The sequence below is a fragment of the Tessaracoccus yangjingae genome (assembly GCF_054483935.1).
The window spans coordinates 338,006-354,053 of the sequence record NZ_CM137014.1 but is presented as its reverse complement, the minus strand read 5'-3'; the positions used below and the strand labels follow the sequence as shown (position 1 = coordinate 354,053).

At 71.7% G+C, this 16,048-nt stretch carries 13 protein-coding genes; 1 reads left to right on the top strand and 12 read right to left on the bottom strand.

The features are described 5' to 3' along the window. Positions 1–2 precede the first annotated feature (2 nt). The 10 genes from ACX1D3_RS01585 to uidA form a co-directional block, all read right to left on the bottom strand. Positions 3–464 carry an FHA domain-containing protein FhaB/FipA gene (locus tag ACX1D3_RS01585; RefSeq protein WP_458995233.1) on the bottom strand — a complete coding sequence of 154 codons (462 nt, stop codon included), beginning with the start codon at positions 462–464 and terminating at the stop codon, positions 3–5. A gap of 3 nt (positions 465–467) precedes the next feature. After that, positions 468–1,172: an FHA domain-containing protein gene (locus tag ACX1D3_RS01580; protein ID WP_458995232.1), complete on the bottom strand. Its 705-nt coding sequence runs from the start codon at positions 1,170–1,172 to the stop codon at positions 468–470. Positions 1,173–2,569: 1,397 nt separating this feature from the next. After that, positions 2,570–3,595: a methylmalonyl Co-A mutase-associated GTPase MeaB gene (meaB, locus tag ACX1D3_RS01575; protein WP_458995231.1), complete on the bottom strand. Its 1,026-nt coding sequence runs from the start codon at positions 3,593–3,595 to the stop codon at positions 2,570–2,572. Between the two features lie 38 nt (positions 3,596–3,633). Next, entirely contained in the window at positions 3,634–5,055 is a 1,422-nt protein-coding gene (locus ACX1D3_RS01570) for a mannitol dehydrogenase family protein (RefSeq protein WP_458995230.1), read from the bottom strand. Next, positions 5,052–6,473 (bottom strand): glucuronate isomerase, encoded by a 1,422-nt coding sequence (uxaC, locus tag ACX1D3_RS01565; protein ID WP_458995229.1) that lies wholly within the window; start codon positions 6,471–6,473, stop codon positions 5,052–5,054. Before uxaC ends, ACX1D3_RS01570 begins: the two co-directional genes overlap by 4 nt. A gap of 7 nt (positions 6,474–6,480) precedes the next feature. After that, entirely contained in the window at positions 6,481–7,539 is a 1,059-nt protein-coding gene (locus ACX1D3_RS01560; RefSeq protein ID WP_458995228.1) for a LacI family DNA-binding transcriptional regulator, read from the bottom strand. Further along, positions 7,532–8,935 (bottom strand): nickel pincer cofactor biosynthesis protein LarC, encoded by a 1,404-nt coding sequence (larC, locus tag ACX1D3_RS01555; protein ID WP_458995227.1) that lies wholly within the window; start codon positions 8,933–8,935, stop codon positions 7,532–7,534. The genes ACX1D3_RS01560 and larC overlap by 8 nt, the downstream gene beginning before the upstream one ends. Then, positions 8,928–9,614, bottom strand: a complete 687-nt coding sequence (gene larB, locus ACX1D3_RS01550; RefSeq protein WP_458995226.1) for a nickel pincer cofactor biosynthesis protein LarB — start codon at positions 9,612–9,614, stop codon at positions 8,928–8,930. Before larB ends, larC begins: the two co-directional genes overlap by 8 nt. Further along, positions 9,611–10,519, bottom strand: coding sequence for an ATP-dependent sacrificial sulfur transferase LarE (larE, locus tag ACX1D3_RS01545; RefSeq protein ID WP_458995225.1), 909 nt, complete (start codon positions 10,517–10,519; stop codon positions 9,611–9,613). Before larE ends, larB begins: the two co-directional genes overlap by 4 nt. Before the next feature lie 5 nt (positions 10,520–10,524). Then, positions 10,525–12,309 carry a beta-glucuronidase gene (gene uidA, locus ACX1D3_RS01540; protein ID WP_458995224.1) on the bottom strand — a complete coding sequence of 595 codons (1,785 nt, stop codon included), beginning with the start codon at positions 12,307–12,309 and terminating at the stop codon, positions 10,525–10,527. Between the two features lie 286 nt (positions 12,310–12,595). On the opposite strand from uidA, the gene ACX1D3_RS01535 reads away from it, so the two are divergent. Then, positions 12,596–14,047, top strand: coding sequence for an MFS transporter (locus ACX1D3_RS01535; protein WP_458995223.1), 1,452 nt, complete (start codon positions 12,596–12,598; stop codon positions 14,045–14,047). A gap of 856 nt (positions 14,048–14,903) precedes the next feature. Here the strand turns inward: ACX1D3_RS01535 and ACX1D3_RS01530 are convergent. Together ACX1D3_RS01530 and ACX1D3_RS01525 are read right to left on the bottom strand one after the other, a co-directional pair. Next, positions 14,904–15,035, bottom strand: a complete 132-nt coding sequence (locus ACX1D3_RS01530; RefSeq protein WP_458995222.1) for a hypothetical protein — start codon at positions 15,033–15,035, stop codon at positions 14,904–14,906. A gap of 413 nt (positions 15,036–15,448) precedes the next feature. Continuing rightward, complete coding sequence (locus ACX1D3_RS01525; RefSeq protein ID WP_458995221.1) at positions 15,449–16,036, bottom strand: TetR/AcrR family transcriptional regulator; 588 nt, start codon at positions 16,034–16,036, stop codon at positions 15,449–15,451. Between the last annotated feature and the right edge of the window lie 12 nt (positions 16,037–16,048).

Sequence of the window (16,048 nt, the reverse complement as noted above, 5' to 3'; positions counted from 1 at the left end):
GGCTAGATCTCGAACCGCATGAGGGTCTTGCCGATGCGCACCACGTCGCCCACGGTGACCTTGGTGGGCTCGGTCACGAGCTTGCCGTTGACGTAGGTGCCGTTCGTGGACTGCAGGTCCGTGATCACCCAGGTGGTGGCGTCCTTCTGCACCAGCTGGGCGTGCCGCGCGGAGGCGTAGTCGTCGTCGAGGAGGAGCGTGGAGTCCGCGGCGCGGCCCAGGTTGATGGTGGGCTCGACCGGCACCGACGAGCCCTGCTGCCCTCCGGCCGTGATCGCGAACCGGGTGGGCAGCTTCGACCGGTTGCGGCCGCGTCCGCGGTCCGCCGGGATCGCGGCGAGGGAGGCGACGGGGACCCTGCGGCCGAACATGTCCGTGCGCACCACGTTGGCGACGAACAGGATGAACAGCCACAGCATGGCCAGGAAGACGATCTTGATCGCGGCGACGATGAGGTCAGACATGGCTCACGACCCCGTCGGTGAGTGGATCAGCAACCTCGTGTTGCCGACCTCGATCCTGGCCCCCTCGCCAACCCGGGTCTTGGTGATGCGGCTCCCGTTGACGTGCACGCCGTTGGTGGAGCCGAGGTCCTCGATGGTGACGACGGGGTGGTCCGGGTCACCGGTGACGCTGATCAGCGCGTGACGCCGGGAGACTCCCGGGTCGTTCAGCCGGAGGTCCGCCTCAGCGCCGCGGCCGATCACCAGGCCAGGGGCCACCAGCGGATGGCGGACGCCGTTGACCTCCACGACCAGCCGGCCGGTGAGCTCCGACGGCGCGGCGTGGCCGGTGGCGTCCGTTGCGGTGGCGTGGCTTGCGACGGTGAACTGCCCCGTGGGCAGCGATTCGTCGAGCACGTAGTCGATGGTGACGGGGCCGTTGAACACGTAGTGCCGGTCCGCCGCGTGGTCCCGGATGCCGGGCATGATCTCGGCGTTGAGGGTCTTGGAGTAGGGGACCAACCTGTCGTGGTCCGCCTGCGAGAGGCCGATGGTGAAGGCGTTGGGTACGAGGCGCTTGTCCCGCGAGAGGAGCTTGGCTTCGGCGTCGAGCTCGCGCTGGATCCCCGCGACGATCTCGACGGGGTGCACGAAACCCTTGAAGGCCTTCGCGAAGACCTTGCCCACGGCGGATTCGATCCGCTTCTCGGCCTTGTCAAAGACTCCCATGTGCCTCCTCTCGGTGCTCGGACAGCGCCTCCCCCCAGGCACACGTTCGCCGCCAGTCTAACCGCCGTGTCTGCGAGGGTGCGATATCGGGCTACGACAACGCCCTTTCATCGACCCTCGCTTGCCGCACAGGGGGACGTTGGTCGGGAGCTGTGTGTCGGCGCTGTGGTCGGGAGCTGTGGTCGGGGGACCGTGGTCGGGAGCTGTGGTCGGAAGCTGTGGTCGCGGGCCGTGGTCGGGAGCTGTGGTCGGGAGCTGTGGTCGGGTTGGGCGGTGTGTGGTGGGGGCCGGGCCGCCCATGATGCCGGTCGGCGGCGCTTCGCGCTGCCGCGTACCGTCATCAACGCCCACCCAACCTGCCCCGGCCCCCACCACCCCCCGCCCAACCTGCCCCGGCCCCCACCGCCCCCCCCTCGATCGCTGGCTGAGGTGCCGCGAAGCGGCTTCGAAGCCTATGAAACGTGAGTTGACTAGGGGCTTGGGTAGCCTGCCCGGATGTTCTTGGTGTCGGGTTCTGTGGTCGGGTTGGGCGGGGTGTGGTGGGGGCCGGGCCGCCCATGTTGCCGGTCGGCGGCGCTTCGCGCTGCGCGTACCGTCATCAACGCCCACCCAGCCTGCCCCGTCCCCCACCACCCCCCGCCCTGCTGCTCCGTCGCGGGTCCGGGATGGGGCGGGAAGAGTGTGCACGACACGCCGTCGGGATCGGTGGTCGCGTGCGTATCGGGCGCCGAGGTGCGATTCGCCAGGCCTTTCGTGCCACCGGTATGGGGGCCACGGTGTCGGGGGCGACGGCGGGACGTGAGGTGTGCGCGAGGGTGGGGGACGGCAGGGCGGCTGGGCGCAGGGATGCCCAGCCCGAGGGGCACCCGGAAGAACCCGCCTGAAGCAGGCTCGAGCCAGGGCCGCCCTGCCGGCGCACGCCCGGACCCGACCACGCCACAGGCAGACGAGTGCAGGGAGACGTGGGACGAGGCCCGGGCGGCCTCGACTACCCGACCACCGCCGAGCACGTGGCCGACAGGCAGTAGCAGGACAAGGGCCGCACGGGCCTCGTGTCAGGGCTCACGGCACCGACAGCGTGAGCTCCATTCGCGAGAATCTCGGCCAACTCCATGGACAGGTGTCAGTTGGGTGGTTTCGGCGCGGGCTGGGCCGCTTCGCGGCTTGGCCCGGCTCAACCCAAGTCGACACGCGCTGAGCCGCAGGCGGCTCGGCGCGGCTCAACCAGCGGGAAAGGGCGGGCCGTGGGGTGGGCGGGCGGTCAGGCCGGCCGTGGGGTGGGCGGGCGGTCAGGCGGGGTGGGCGTGGCGGGCGGTCAGGCGGGGTGGGGGTGGTGGGCGGTCAGGCGGGGTGGGGGTGGTGGGCGGTCAGGCGGGGTGGGGGTGGCGGGTGAGCGGTCAGGCGGGGTGGGGGTGGTGGGCCCAGGGGAAGGTGGGCAGGGCGTCGGCGAAGGCCCGAAGGATCACCTGGGACCCCTCGAGCGCCGACAGCGACTCCTCCGCGAGTTGCGCCTCGACGTCGGATGCCACCGAACGCACCGACGGCGACGTCCGCAGCGACTCGAGCAGCTCGTCGCGCACCATGTTCCACAGCCAGTCGCGCTGCTGGTCCAGGCGCCTGGCCGCCAGTGACCCCTCCGCCTCGAGCTCGGCGCGATGCTTCTCGACGGTGTTCCACAGCTCGTCCAGGCCCGCGCCCGTGTACGAGGAGCATGTCAGCACAGGGGCGCGACGCTTCTTGGTGTCGCTGGTGATCAGCTTCATCGCGATGCTGAGCTCCCGCGCCGCGACCCGCGCGGCCTGCTCGTTGTCGCCGTCGGCCTTGGTGATGGCGATCACGTCCGCCAGCTCGAGGATGCCGCGCTTGATGCCCTGCAGCTGGTCACCCGTGCGCGCCACCTGGAGCATGAGGAACGTGTCCACCATCCCCGCGACAGCGACCTCGGACTGACCCACGCCCACCGTCTCTACCAGGATCACGTTGTAGCCGGCCGCCTCGAGGACGAGCATGGACTCGCGGGTGGCCCTCGCCACGCCGCCCAGGTGGCCGCCCGAGGGCGAGGGCCTGATGAACGCGTTCTCCCGCGCGGCGAGCTCCGCCATGCGGGTGCGGTCGCCGAGGATGGAGCCGCCGGTGCGCGACGACGACGGGTCCACCGCCAGCACCGCGACGCGATGGTGGCGCTCGTCGATCAGCTTGACGCCCATGGCGTCGACGAAGGTGGACTTCCCCGCACCGGGGACGCCCGAGATGCCGACGCGGAACGCGTGACCGGTGTGCGGCGCGATCAGCTTCAGCAGCTGATGCGCCATCTCCCGGTGCTCCGGCTTCGACGACTCCACCAGCGTGATCGCGCGGGCGATGTGCCCCCGCGACCCCGCGACGATCCGGTCCGCCAACTCCTCGGGTGTCACCTTGCGCATGGCTCAAGACCCTACCGCCGCGGGCTCCCGCGACGTCGTCAGCCCCGCGTGGAGTTGCCCTCGAGTTCCAGGATCTCCTCGGCCGCCGCCGCGACAGCTTCAGTCAGCGCCACGTCGGAGGCCAGCGCCGGGTCGAGGAACGCGACGACGCGGGCCGCGTCGGCCTGAAGGTCCTCGCCGACGAGCCCCGCCAACCCCTCGCCGCCGGCGTCGCGCACCGGCGCGCCGTGGCCGCGGAGGTGCAGCAGCCACGCCGCGACCGCACGCACGGCCGCCGCGGGCATCTCGCCGCGGGCCCGGAACGCGCTCACCGTCGGCATGATCCGCACCGGCAGCTTGAGGGAGCCGTCGCTGGCGATCTGCGCCAGGAGGTGCCGGATGTTGGGGTTCTCGTAGCGCTCGAGCAGGGCCCGGGCGTAGTCCTCCCACGGCACCTGGAGCCCGACGCCGGCCTCGGTCCACCACTGCTCCACCCAGGCGCGCAGCGTGGGGTGGGCGATGGCCTCGGACACGGTCTCGACGCCCAGGATGGGGCCGGCGTAGGCCAGCAGCGAGTGCGACCCGTTGAGCATCCACAGCTTGCGCTGCTCGTAGGGCTCCACCTCGTCGACGATCTGGGCGCCCGCGGACTCCCAGTCGGGCCGGCCGGCGGGGAACTCCCCGCTGATCACCCATTCGCTGAACGGCTCGGTGGGCACAGGCGAGGCGTCGGTGTAGCCCTGGGCGGCCGAGACGGCCGCGAGCTCCTCGGGGGTAGTGGCGGGCGTGATCCGGTCCACCATGCTGGTGGCCCAGGCCACGTTCTCCTCCATCCACTCCACGAGCGTGGGGTCGACGGCGGCCGCGGCGTCCGTGACGACGGCGGCGAACGCCGACCCGTTGTCCGGGATGTTGTCGCACGGGAGGATGGTCAGCGGCCCGGCGTCCTCGGTGCGGCGGGCGAGCAGGCCGGCCAGGATGCGTGCCGGCACGGTGGTGACGGTGAGCGCGCCGATGGCCTCGGGGCTGAGGTCTCCGGCCTCGACGAGCCCCCGCAGGACGGCGAGGTCTGCCGCGACACTCTCGTCGGCCAGGTCGAGCCGGCCGTCGGGGGTCCGGTGGTAGCCGGCCTCGGTCACCGTCGAGGTGACGACGGCGAGGTCGGGCGAGGCGAAGTATCCGACGAGCGCCGCGAAGTCGGAGGCGGGGTGCACCGTCGAGACCGACGAGATCACCTCGAACGAGTCGCCGTGGGAGCCCTTGGTGATGAGCGTGTAGAGGCCGTCCTGCGGGGTGAGGAGGTCCGCCATCGTGGGGCGGCGGCCCGTGAACGCCGCGATGCCCCACTCGGCGGCGTCGGAGGCGTGCTCGGTGTACCAGGCCTGGTGGGCGCGGGTGAAGTTGCCGAGGCCCAGGTGGACCATGCGGACGGGGGCGGCGGGGCGGCCGAAGGCCGCGCGGGTCAGGGTGGGGAGAGTCACAGCTTGAACACCTTCTTGGGCTGGGTGGAGACGAGATCGATGGCGGTCTCGACGGCCTCGTCCATCGCGAGCCGGTGCTCGGCGACGAGGGAGGCCAGGAATGAGGAGTCGACGCGGCGGGCCACGTCGTGGCGGGCGGGGATGGAGCAGAACGCGCGGGTGTCGTCGATGAAGCCGGACGTCTTGGTGAAGCCGGCGTACCCGGTGACGCTGCGGCGGTAGCGCATAATGGCGTCCGCCTCGTCGATGAACCACCAGGGCGCGCCCACGTACATGCCGCGGTACCAGCCGGCCAGGGGGGCGAGCTCGCGGGAGTAGGCGGTCTCGTCCATGGTGAACACGACGATCTGGAAGCCCTCGGCGTTGCCGTAGGCCGACAGCAGCGGCTGCAGCGCCCGGGTGAACTCGACGCCGTAGGGCACGTCCCCACCGACGTCGGCGCCGAAGCGGGCCTGGGTGGCGGGGTCGTGGTTGCGGTGCACTGCGGGGTGCAGCGTCATGACGAGGCCGTCGTCGCACGCGAGGCGGGCCTGGTCGTTGATCATGTGACGGCGCAGCGCGTCGGCGTCGGGCGCCGCGATCGTGCCGGCCAGCGCCTCCTTGAACAGGTGCTCGGCGCGGGTGTCGGTGAGGCGCTCGGTGCCGGCGTCGGCATGCGAGTGGTCGGTTGAGACGGCGCCCTGCTCCTTGAAGAACAGCCGCCGCACCCGCATGGCCTCGACGTGCGAGGCGTAGCTGGTGATGTCGACGTCGGTGACGCGGGCCAGGTTCTCGGTGAGCTCGCGCCAGCCGGGGCGGGCGGACTCGAGGTAGGCGTCGGGGCGGAACGTGGGCACCACGCGCCCGGTCCACGTGGGATCGGCGGCCAGCTTGGCGTGCGCGGAGAGGTCCGAGCAGGGGTCGTCGGTGGTGGCCATCGCCTCGATGTTGAAGCGGTGGTAAAGCGCCCTCGGGCGGAACTCGTCGCGGGTCAGGCAGTCGGCGATCTGGTCGTAGATCTGGTCCGCGGTCTCGGCCGAGGGCCGGACGTCGACGCCGAACACGTCGTGGAACTCGGACTCGAACCAGAACTGCACCGGGGTGCCGCGCAGCACCTTCCAGTTCTCGCACAGGAGCCGGAACCCGGCCCGGGACTGCTCCCCGGTCAGCGCGGTGCCGACGGGGACGCCGAGGTCCGCCAGGTCCACACCGGCCGCGCTGTGCAGCATGCGGTTGGTGTAGTGGTCAGGGGTGAGGAGCAGTGTCGTGGGGTCGCTGAACGGCTCGTCGTCCGCCAGCCATTCCGCGGGGACGTGGCCGTGGGGGGAGACGATGGGCAGCTCCGCGACGTGCGCGTAGAGCTCGCGGGCGATGTCGCGGACCCCCGGATCTGCCGGGAGGAGGCGGTCCGGGTGCGGGGAGAGGGCTGCGGGTGACATGGGGGTCTTACCTGACTTCCGTGTGAGGTGATGTGGGCTTGGGGTCGTGGAGTGGAGGGGGTGCCACGCTCTCGCGCACCAGCAACTCCATCGGGGTGACGATGGTCTCGGCGCTGGGGGCGCCGCGGTGCCGCAGTTGCGTGATGAGCGCCTTCGCGGCGCGCGCGCCGATCAGGCTGGTGGCGGGGGAGACGGTGGTGAGCGTCGGCGTGGTGAGCACCGACGAGATGGAGTTGTCCACGCCGATCACGGACACGTCGTCGGGCACCTTGTAGCCGGCCCCTTGGACCTGCTTCATGAAGCCGATGGCCATGATGTCGTTGTAGGCGATCACCCCGGTGGTGGGGTGCTCCTGCCACTCGCGGGCCGCGGCGAAGCCGCCGTGGATTGACGGCGCGTTGGGGCCGATGCGCCTCAGGTGCAGGCTCAGCTCCTGGCAGGCCTCGGAGACCGCGCGCCAGCGGGCGCCGTCGGCCCACGAGGCGGCCGGCCCCGACAGGTATGTGATCCGGCGGTGCCCGAGGGTGGCCAGGTGCTCGACGGCGCGGCGCAGGCCGCGGGCCGTGTCGGGGATGATCGAGGGCAGGCCGGCGATGGCGCGGTTGACCGCCACCACGGGGGTGACCTTGACGATCTGGGCGATCGCGGAGTCGCTCAGCCTCGACGACGTGAGCGCCACCCCGTCGACCAGGTGGAGGACGCTGTGGATGAGCTGGTTCTCGGTCTGGCCGTCCTCCTGGGAGTCGATGAGCAGGACGGTGTGGCCGTGCTCGGCCGCCTCCTTCTGGAAGCCCTTCATGATGTGGGCGTAGACGGGGTTGGTCACGTCCGCCACCACGAAGGCGAGCAGCTTCGTGCCCGGGCTGCTCTCCGAGGAGCGGGCGATCGGGTCGACGCGGTAGCCGAGCCTGAGGGCGGCCTCGTGGATGCGCTGGCCGGTCTCTGCGTTGACGCGGCCGGGCCGGGCGAAGGCGCGTGACACCGTCGACGCCGCGACGCCCGCCTCCCGCGCCACGTCGTAGATGGTGACGCGCTTGCGGCGCTTGGGGGTGGACTCGTCACTCATCGCCGTCCTCCTCGCCGTCGGGCCAGGGGGCGCCCGGGTAGAGCCCGGCACGCCAGGCGGCGCCCTGCGCCCGGGTGAGCGCCACGCGCTGCGCGCAGCCGAGGGTGGTGGCCAGCTCCTCGATGTCGCGGAACTCAGCGGTGGCCTGGTGGATGGCCGAGCCTGGGCCGTCACCGGAGACCTTGATCCGCACCTCGATGCCGTCCACCTCCACCGGCCGCCACGTGCGGCGCAGCACCCGGCGGCGCCACGGCGGCGAGATCCGCACGCCGATGGTTGAGGTGTGGGTGATGAGGGCGTCCACCACGTCGTCGACGGCGGCCTGCGGGACCAGCGCGGAGACGGTGTGGGCGGGGCGGCCGCGCTTCATCGTGATGGGGGTGAGCCACGCGTCGACGGAGCCGGCGTCCAGGAGGCGGTCGATCACCGCGGGCCAGACGCGGGGGTCGAGGTCGTCGATGTTGGCGCTGACCTCGCAGACCTCCTCAGGGGTGCGGTCCTGGCCAGGGGAGCGGCCCGAGGCGTGCTGCTGGGCGGCGGTGGCGCCGATCACGGCCCGGAGCACGCCGGGACGGTCGGCGCGGACCCGGCTGCCTGCGCCGGTGCCGGTGCGGTGCACCGACATGCGGGGCAGCGGGCCCACGGCCTCGCACAGGGCGCGGATCAGCGTCATGCCGGTGGGGGTGCAGAGCTCGCCGACGTCTGCCGGGCCCCCTGCCTCCACCTGCCAGCCGCGGGACAGCTCCATGACGGCGGGCGGCGGGACGGTGAGCAGCCCGTGCTGGGTGGGGACGGTGCCCGCCCCGACCGCCACCACGGAGCTGACGGCGCGCTGGACGCCCAGGGTGCGGGCCGCCTCGCAGACGCCGACGATGTCGCCGATGGAATCCAGGGCGCCCACCTCGTGGAAGTGGACGTCCTCGGGGGTGGTGCCGTGGGCGGCCGCCTCGGCCCTGGCGAGGGCGCGGAAGGCGGCGGTGGCGAGCCGGAGGGTCGCGGCGGGCATGCCGGGTACGTCGAGCATGGCCTCGATGTCGCTCAGGTGGCGGGCAGGCGGGTCCACCTCGTCGGCGATGACGTCGATCTTGAGGGCGGAGAACGGCCCGCGCTCCACGCGGCGCGAGCGCAGGTGCAGGGCGCCGGGGGCGATCAGGTCGAGGACGGCGGCCACGGACCCGGCGTCGGCGCCGGCGTCGATGAGGGCGGCCAGGAGCATGTCGCCCGAGGCGCCTTGCGTCGCGTCGATCCACAGGGTGGTGGGGGCGAGGACGTCCTGGCGGATGCGGCCGGGCTCGATGCGGGTTCCGGCGTCCACCACCTGGCCGTCGGCGGTGGTGAGGCGCGGGTGCGCGTGGTGATGGGTGTGGTGGCCGCCGCCGGTGACGATGTCATGCATGGCGGGCCTCCCTGGGGGCCGCTATCTGCGCGGCCAGGTGGCCCGCGCCGTACCCGTTGTCGATGTTGACCACGCCAACGCCGGGCGCGCACGAGTTGAGCATCGCCAGGAGCGCGCCCACGCCGTCGAACGTGGCGCCGTAGCCCACCGAGGTGGGCACCGCGACGACGGGGCAGGACACCAGCCCCGCCACCACGGGCACCAGCGCGGCATCCATGCCCGCGGCCAGGACGATGACGTCGGCCTCGCGCAGGTTGTCGAGCCGGCCCAGGATGCGGTGGAGCCCGGCGACGCCGACGTCCACGATCTCGACGGTGTCGCGGCCGAGGTAGCGGGCCGTCAGGGCCGCCTCGCGGGCGACGGGGAGGTCCGAGGTGCCCGCGCAGACCACGACGACGCGGCCGCCGGTGGGTGCCGGCGGCTCGGCGGGCCAGGCGAGCAGCGAGGCCGTCGGGTCGTACGAGGCGTGGGGGAGCTCGGCCAGGATGGCCTCGGCCTGCTCGGCGGTGGCGCGGGTGAACAGCACGGTGCCCAGGGCTTCCGTGTCGGCGGCTGCGCGCTCGCGCCACATCCGGGCGATCTCGCGGCACTGCCCGGCCGTCTTGCCGAGGCAGAACACGGCCTCCGCGTAGCCGCGGCGCTTGAAGCGGTCGAAGTCGAGGTGGGCCACGTCGGTCATAGCGCCTCCGGACGGGCGGTGAGGATCTGCAGGGTGAAGGCGCCGGACTGGATGCCGGCGAGGTCCAGGGTGACGGTGCGGAAGCCGGCCGCGCGGACCTCGGCGAGGAGGCGGGCGCTGCGGGCCCGGTCGGCCAGGAGGCCGAACTCGTCGACGGGCACCTCGATGCGCGCGGAGTCGCCGTGGTGGCGCACCCGGCAGTCGCTGAACCCCGCGCCGAGCACGGCGTCCTCGGCGGCGTCGATGGCCGCCAGCTTCTCCGCGGTGACCTCCTGGCCGTGCGGGATGCGGCTGGCCAGGCACGGGGACGCGGGCTTGGCCGCGACCTGCAGGCCCAGATGGGCCGCGATCCGACGGACGTCGGCCTTGGTGGCCCCCGCGGTGGAGAGGGGGTGGCGGACGTGGTGCTCGCGCGCCGCCCTGCTGCCCGGGCGGTCGGGGCGGACCGCGTCGTCGGCGTTCTCGCCGTAGGCGACGACGTCGAGGCCCAGCTCGGCCGCGACACGCGAGTCGAGGCGGGTGAACAGCTCGTCCTTGCAGAAGTAGCAGCGGTCCACGGGGTTGGCGCTGTAGTGCGGGTTCTCGAGCTCGTGGGTGGCCACCTCCACCACGCGGAGGCCGAGCTGTTCGGCCTGGCGGTGGGCGAGGCGGCGCTCGCGCCGGGCCAGCGACGGGGAGACGCCGAGGAGGAGCACGGTGTTGTCCACGCCGACGGCGCGGGCGGTGAGCGCCCCGAGGACGGCCGAGTCCACCCCGCCGGAGTAGGCGACGCCGACGCGGGGGGTGGCGCCGTCAGGTGCGAGGTCGGCGGCCACCAGGGCCGCGACCCTCTCGAGTGCCGAGGGGAGGGCGGTGTGGAGATCGGCCCTCGCTTCCGTCGGCCGCGCTGCGCGATGGGAGGTCATGTCCGTCAGCGACCCTGCTCGTCGCGCAGGCGCAGCCAGCGGTCGCGGACGCCGTAGGCCGCGGCCTTGGGTAGCCGGTCGCGGGTGAACATGCCCTTCTTGTTGCCGCCCACGCGCATGATGCCCGGGGTGGTCTGGAAGTCGGCGAAGTTCCACATCTGCTCGCCGGCCACCTCCGCGTAGTCGTCGAAGACGCGGTGGTACATGCCGAGCAGCTGCGCCTGGAACTCCTCCGACCAGGGGCGGGAGTGGAAGTCGCGGAGGCCGTTGAGCGTGTCGGGGCCGTACTCGGTGAAGATGATGGGCTTGCCGGGCGCCAGCTGGATCCAGGCGTCGATCTCCCTGCGCAGGTGGGCCTCGGCCAGCTCCACGTCGCCGTTGTCCCAGTACCAGCCGTAGTAGCGGTTGAGCATGACCACGTCGTAGAGGTCGGCCACCTTCTCCTTGTCGGGGGTGGACAGCTGCACGTTGACGTAGCCGACGGGGCGGGTGGGGTCGGCCTCGCGGGCCGTCTTGACCAGGGGCTCGAAGTAGGCGCGGCCGGCGTCGGTGAAGGTCTCCGGCTCGTTGGCGATGGACCACAGCACCACGCTCGGGTGGTTCTTGTCGCGGGCGATCAGCTCGCGGATGTGGGCGGCGTGCACGCGCTGGGTCTCGTCGTTGACCGTGTCCGGGCTGAAGGTGGATCGCGGGTTGTCGTCGCCGAAGATGCCGCCGGTGATGCCTGCGTTGAGGCCGACGGCCGCGGTCTCGTCGATCACGACGAAACCCTGGCGGTCCGCGTAGTCCATGACCTCCTCCGCGTAGGGGTAGTGGGAGGTGCGGAACGAGTTGGCGCCCTGCCAGGTCATCAGCTCGAAGTCGTGGACCATGAGCGCGTTGTCGTGACCCTTGCCGCGGGCCAGGTTGTCCTCGTGGCGGCCGTAGCCGCGGAAGTAGAACGGCTCGCCGTTGATGAGGAACTGGGAGTCCCTGACCTCGACGGTGCGGATGCCGAACGGCTGGGGGTAGACGTCGTCGTCGGCGTGGACCTCCAACGTGTAGAGGTAGCCGCGCCCGGGCGCCCACAGCTCCGCGTCGGCGACGGTGATCTCGCCGCTGGCGCCGTCCGCGGAGGCCACCTCGGCGCCGGTCGCGTCGAGGACGCGGACCCGGACGCTGCTCGCGCCGTCGGCCACCACGTCGTAGGCCACCACGCCGTCGGTCCCCGCGATGTCGGTGACGATGGTCACGTCGGTGACCGCGACCGCCGGGCGGGTGTAGAGGATCACGGAGCGGTGCAGGCCCGCGTAGTTGTAGAAGTCGTGGAAGTAGTACTGCTTCTCGCGGCCCAGCTCGTCGGTCTTCACGAAGCCCGGCGGGATGGACTGCCACGACAGGCGGTTGTCGACGGCGATGGTGAGGCGGAAGGAGCCGCCCGACTCTACGAGGTCGGTGATGTCCGCCTCGAAGGGCAGGTAGCCGCCCACGTGGCTGACCACCTCGGTGTCGTCCACCCAGACGGTTGCCTGGTGCGTGGCGGCGCCGAAGCGGATGAACAGGCGCTCGCCGTCGACGACGCGCGGCACGGTGACGGAGCGCTGGTACCAGACGACGCCCACGTGGTCGTGGAGGGCGGTGTCCGTGGTGATGTCGTTGTAGGAGGCCGGCACCGGCATGGGGCGGGAGTCCGTCAGTCGGCGGGCGTACCAGCGGTCGTCGCGGCCCTCATGCTCGGTGTCGGCACGGAAGTCCCACACGCCGTCGAGGGTCGTGATGGATCGGCTGACGGAGGGGCGTGCTCCCAGCATGTCTTGCTCCTTTGCGAGGCGGTGCGTACGGGCGGGCTGTGGGATTCATTGCACCATGTTGCCGACTGGCCAGATCCTGGGTTGCCACAAGTTGCCGTGGGATCGGGCGCTGTTGCGCGGCAGCACCATCCCGGGGTGGACGTGGTGGCAAGAGATGGCAACTTATGGCCACCCGGATCGGCCGGTGCGACAGTTGAGTCACAGCCCAGGCGGATCGACACCACCGAGGGACCTGACCTCACACCCCGCAAGGCGGCGTCGAAGCCGCTAGTCAAAGGAGACTTACATGTCAACCATCGCCGCACCCTCCAGCAGGAAGGCAACAGACGTCCGCCCGTTCGGCTGGCGCGACAAGGTCGGCTACATGTTCGGTGACTTCGGCAACGACTTCACCTTCATGATGTCCGCCTTCTTCCTCGGCGCCTTCTACATCAAGGGCATGGGCATCGACCCGGTCGCCGTCGGCCTGGTGTTCCTCGTGGCCCGCTTCGTAGACGCCTTCACCGACGTCGGCATGGGCGTCATCGTCGACCGCTCGAAGCCCACCGCCGCCGGCCGGTTCCGCCCCTGGATCCTCCGCGGCGCCATCCCTGTGGCGCTGGCCATGGTGGCCATCTTCGCCATGTACTGGTTCCTGCCGGTCGGCGAGGCGCAGATGGGCGCCAAGATCGCCTGGATGTGGGTCACCTACTTCCTCTGGGGATCTGTCTTCTACACCATGATCAACATCCCCTACGGCTCGATGGCATCGGCCATCTCGCCCGAGGCCGACGACCGCTCGCAGCTGTCGGTGTTCCGCTCGATGGGCGCATCGCTGGCCGGCATCGTCATCTCGCTGACCGTCCCGCTCATCGCCTTCCAGGGCAAGGACATCCTCACCGGCCGCTTCCCGATCATCGCCGTCGTGTTCGGCATCCTCGCCGTGGTCTGCTACCTGCTCTGCTACGTCAACGTGCAGGAGCGCGTCGTCGTCGAGACCAAGGCCAAGGGTGAGGGTGGCGGCGCCGGCGCACTCGTCAAGGGCCTGTTCACCAACCGCGCCCTCGGCGGCCTCATCCTCGCGGCCATCATGCTGCTGTTCGCCTCCCTGTTCGCCGGCTCCGTCAGCTCCTTCCTGTGGCTCGAGTACTTCGAGCGCGGCGAGCTCGCCTCCATCGGCCAGATCCTGTCCTTCCTTCCCGCCCTCGCCCTCGCCGCCTTCGCCCCGGCGCTGGCCCGCCGCTTCGGCAAGAAGGAGATCGGCGTCATCGGCGTCCTGCTCTGTGGCCTCCTCCACATCGCGCTCTACTTCGTGGACCTCCGCAACTCGCCGTTCGCCTTCCTCGTGGTCTTCGGCTTCGCGGTCATCGGCCTCGGCCTCTTCAACGTCCTCGTGTGGGCCTTCATCACCGACGTGATCGACCAGCAGGAAGTCAAGACCGGTGCCCGCAACGACGGCGTCGTCTACGCGGTGTACTCCTGGTCCCGCAAGTTCGGCCAGGCGCTGGCCGGCGGCCTCGGCTCCATGGCCCTCGGCTGGATCGGCTACCAGACGGCCACCGCCGGCGAGTCGGTCACCCAGAGCGAGGAGACCATCCAGGGCATCTGGATGCTGTCCACCCTGCTGCCGGGCTTCATGTACCTGGCCTGCGCCCTGGCGCTCTGGCTGGTCTACCCGCTGGGCAAGAAGGCAGTGGAGTCCAACATCGCCGAGCTCAAGCGTCGCCGCGCCGAGGCGGAGGCTGCCGCCACCGTCTGATCCTCGACGACGAACCGGGACCGACGTCCCACCCACGAACGGCCCCCGCTCAGGCGGGGGCCGTTCGTCTGTTCCCACCGCCCGGCCCGGCCCCACCCCTCGCCCTGCTCGACGATGAGGCGCGTGCACGACACGCCGTCGCGATCGGGGGTCGCGTACGTATAGAGCACCGAGGTGCGATTCGCGCGGCGTTTCGTGCTCGGCTGACCCTCTCCGACGCTGGTTGGGCCGTACCCTTTCCCGAGCTGGTTGAGCCGCGCCGAGCCGCCTGCGGCTCCGCGCGTGTCGACTTGGGTTGAGCCGGGCCTTTTCTCCGCTGGTTGAGCCGCGCCGAGCCGCCTGCGGCTCAGCGCGTGTCGAAACCCCCGTTGGCTCACTATGGACAACGACACTGCGTCACGCCGCCAGGTGCCGGGAGCCCTGACACGAGGCCCGTGCGGCCCTTGTTCGCCGTCTGCTTGTCGGCCGTGTGCTTGGCTTTGGTCGGGTAGTTGAGGCCGCCCGGGCCTCGTCTCACGTCTCCCTGCACTGGTCTGCCTGTGGCGTGGTCCATTCCGTGCGGGTGCCGTCAGGGCGGCCCTGGCTCGGGTCTGCTTCAGGCGGGTTCTTCTGGGTGTCCCTCGGGCTGGGCATCCCTGCGCCCAGCCGCCCTGCCGTCCCCCACCCTCGCTGTCAGGCTCCGGCAGGCCTGCCCCTTCCGACGCAGGTTGAGCCGCGCCGAGCCGCCCCTTCCGCTGGTTGAGCCGCGCCGAGCCGCCTGCGGCTCAGCGCGTGTCGAAACCATCTCGCGCACGGTGCTGGGACTGCTGCGACCTCAAGGGTTGCCGGTTCGCTCGTCGACCCCGCTGGGTCCGGGTCACGCCGTCGGTGCCGGGAGCCCTGACACGAGGCCCGTGCGGCCCTTGTCCGCCGTCTGCTTGTTGGCCGCGTGTTGGTCGCGGGTCGGGTAGTTGAGGCCGCCCGGGCCTCGTCCCACGTCTCCCGTCACTGGTGTGCCTGTGGCGTGGTCGGGTCCGGGCGGGTGCCGGCAGGGCGGCCCGGGCTCGAGCCTGCTTCAGGCGGGTTCTTCTGGGTGCCCCTCGGGCTGGGCATCCCTGCGCCCAGCCGCCCTGCCGTCCCCCGCCCTCGCTGACACCTCACGTCCCGCCGTCGACACCGTGGCCCCCTACCGGTGGCACGACACGCCGCGCGAATCGCACCTCGGTGCCCTATACGCACCCGACCACCGATCCCGACGGCGTGTCGTGCACACCCCACCCGCCGGACTCCCGCCCCGGGGCAGGCGTCCCCGCCGTCGTCGGCCCGGAGCCCGTGGCACGACACGCCGTGTGAATCGGCCCTCGGTGCTCTATGTGTACCCGAACACCGATCCCGACGGCGTGTCGTGCACCCACCCATCCGTCAGTCTGGGGCGGCAGTCCCGACGCCATGGCCGATGAACGCGAGGGTGTGCGCCACGACGGTGTCCTTGGGCGCGCCGTCCGCCAGCGCCCGGTAGGCGGCGCTGAGCACGCCACCGATCAGTTGCGCGGTGAGTTCGGGACGCTCGTCTCCGAGTTCGGCGAGGTCCTGCCGCAGCGGTTCGAACTGCCGCTGGTGCAGCGCCGCGACGTGCGCCCGGCACTCGGCCGGCAGCGACGCGGGGTCGAGCGCCGCGAGCGACCGGTGCGTGGCCTCCATGGAGGTGTCGAGCGCCGAGCGGACGAACTCCTCGATCCGTGCCGTCGGCGTGGGCGCCGCGTCGCGGGTCCGCGCGAGATGCTCGGCGGCAGAAGCCGCGAGGTCGTTGACCACGGCTGCCAGGAGCGCCGGGGCCGAGTCGAAGTACTGGTACACGCTGGAGCGCGCAAGGCCGGCCGCGGCTCCCACCGCGCCCAGGGTCACGCCGTCGACTCCCTGCTCGGCGAGGAGCTCAGCGCCGGCGGCCAGGAGCGTGGCGCGTTTGCGGCTGTGGTGTTCGGCGACGGTGGGAGCGTCGATCCTGGGCATCTCAACCTTCCT

Coding starts and splice junctions, on each gene's coding strand:
- larB (WP_458995226.1), bottom strand. CDS start 9,614: ATGACCGACGTGGCCCACCTCGACTTCGACCGCTTCAAGCGCCGCGGC.
- uidA (WP_458995224.1), bottom strand. CDS start 12,309: ATGCTGGGAGCACGCCCCTCCGTCAGCCGATCCATCACGACCCTCGAC.
- uxaC (WP_458995229.1), bottom strand. CDS start 6,473: ATGTCACCCGCAGCCCTCTCCCCGCACCCGGACCGCCTCCTCCCGGCA.
- larC (WP_458995227.1), bottom strand. CDS start 8,935: ATGCATGACATCGTCACCGGCGGCGGCCACCACACCCATCACCACGCG.
- ACX1D3_RS01580 (WP_458995232.1), bottom strand. CDS start 1,172: ATGGGAGTCTTTGACAAGGCCGAGAAGCGGATCGAATCCGCCGTGGGC.
- ACX1D3_RS01535 (WP_458995223.1), top strand. CDS start 12,596: ATGTCAACCATCGCCGCACCCTCCAGCAGGAAGGCAACAGACGTCCGC.
- ACX1D3_RS01525 (WP_458995221.1), bottom strand. CDS start 16,036: ATGCCCAGGATCGACGCTCCCACCGTCGCCGAACACCACAGCCGCAAA.
- ACX1D3_RS01560 (WP_458995228.1), bottom strand. CDS start 7,539: ATGAGTGACGAGTCCACCCCCAAGCGCCGCAAGCGCGTCACCATCTAC.
- ACX1D3_RS01585 (WP_458995233.1), bottom strand. CDS start 464: ATGTCTGACCTCATCGTCGCCGCGATCAAGATCGTCTTCCTGGCCATG.
- larE (WP_458995225.1), bottom strand. CDS start 10,519: ATGACCTCCCATCGCGCAGCGCGGCCGACGGAAGCGAGGGCCGATCTC.
- meaB (WP_458995231.1), bottom strand. CDS start 3,595: ATGCGCAAGGTGACACCCGAGGAGTTGGCGGACCGGATCGTCGCGGGG.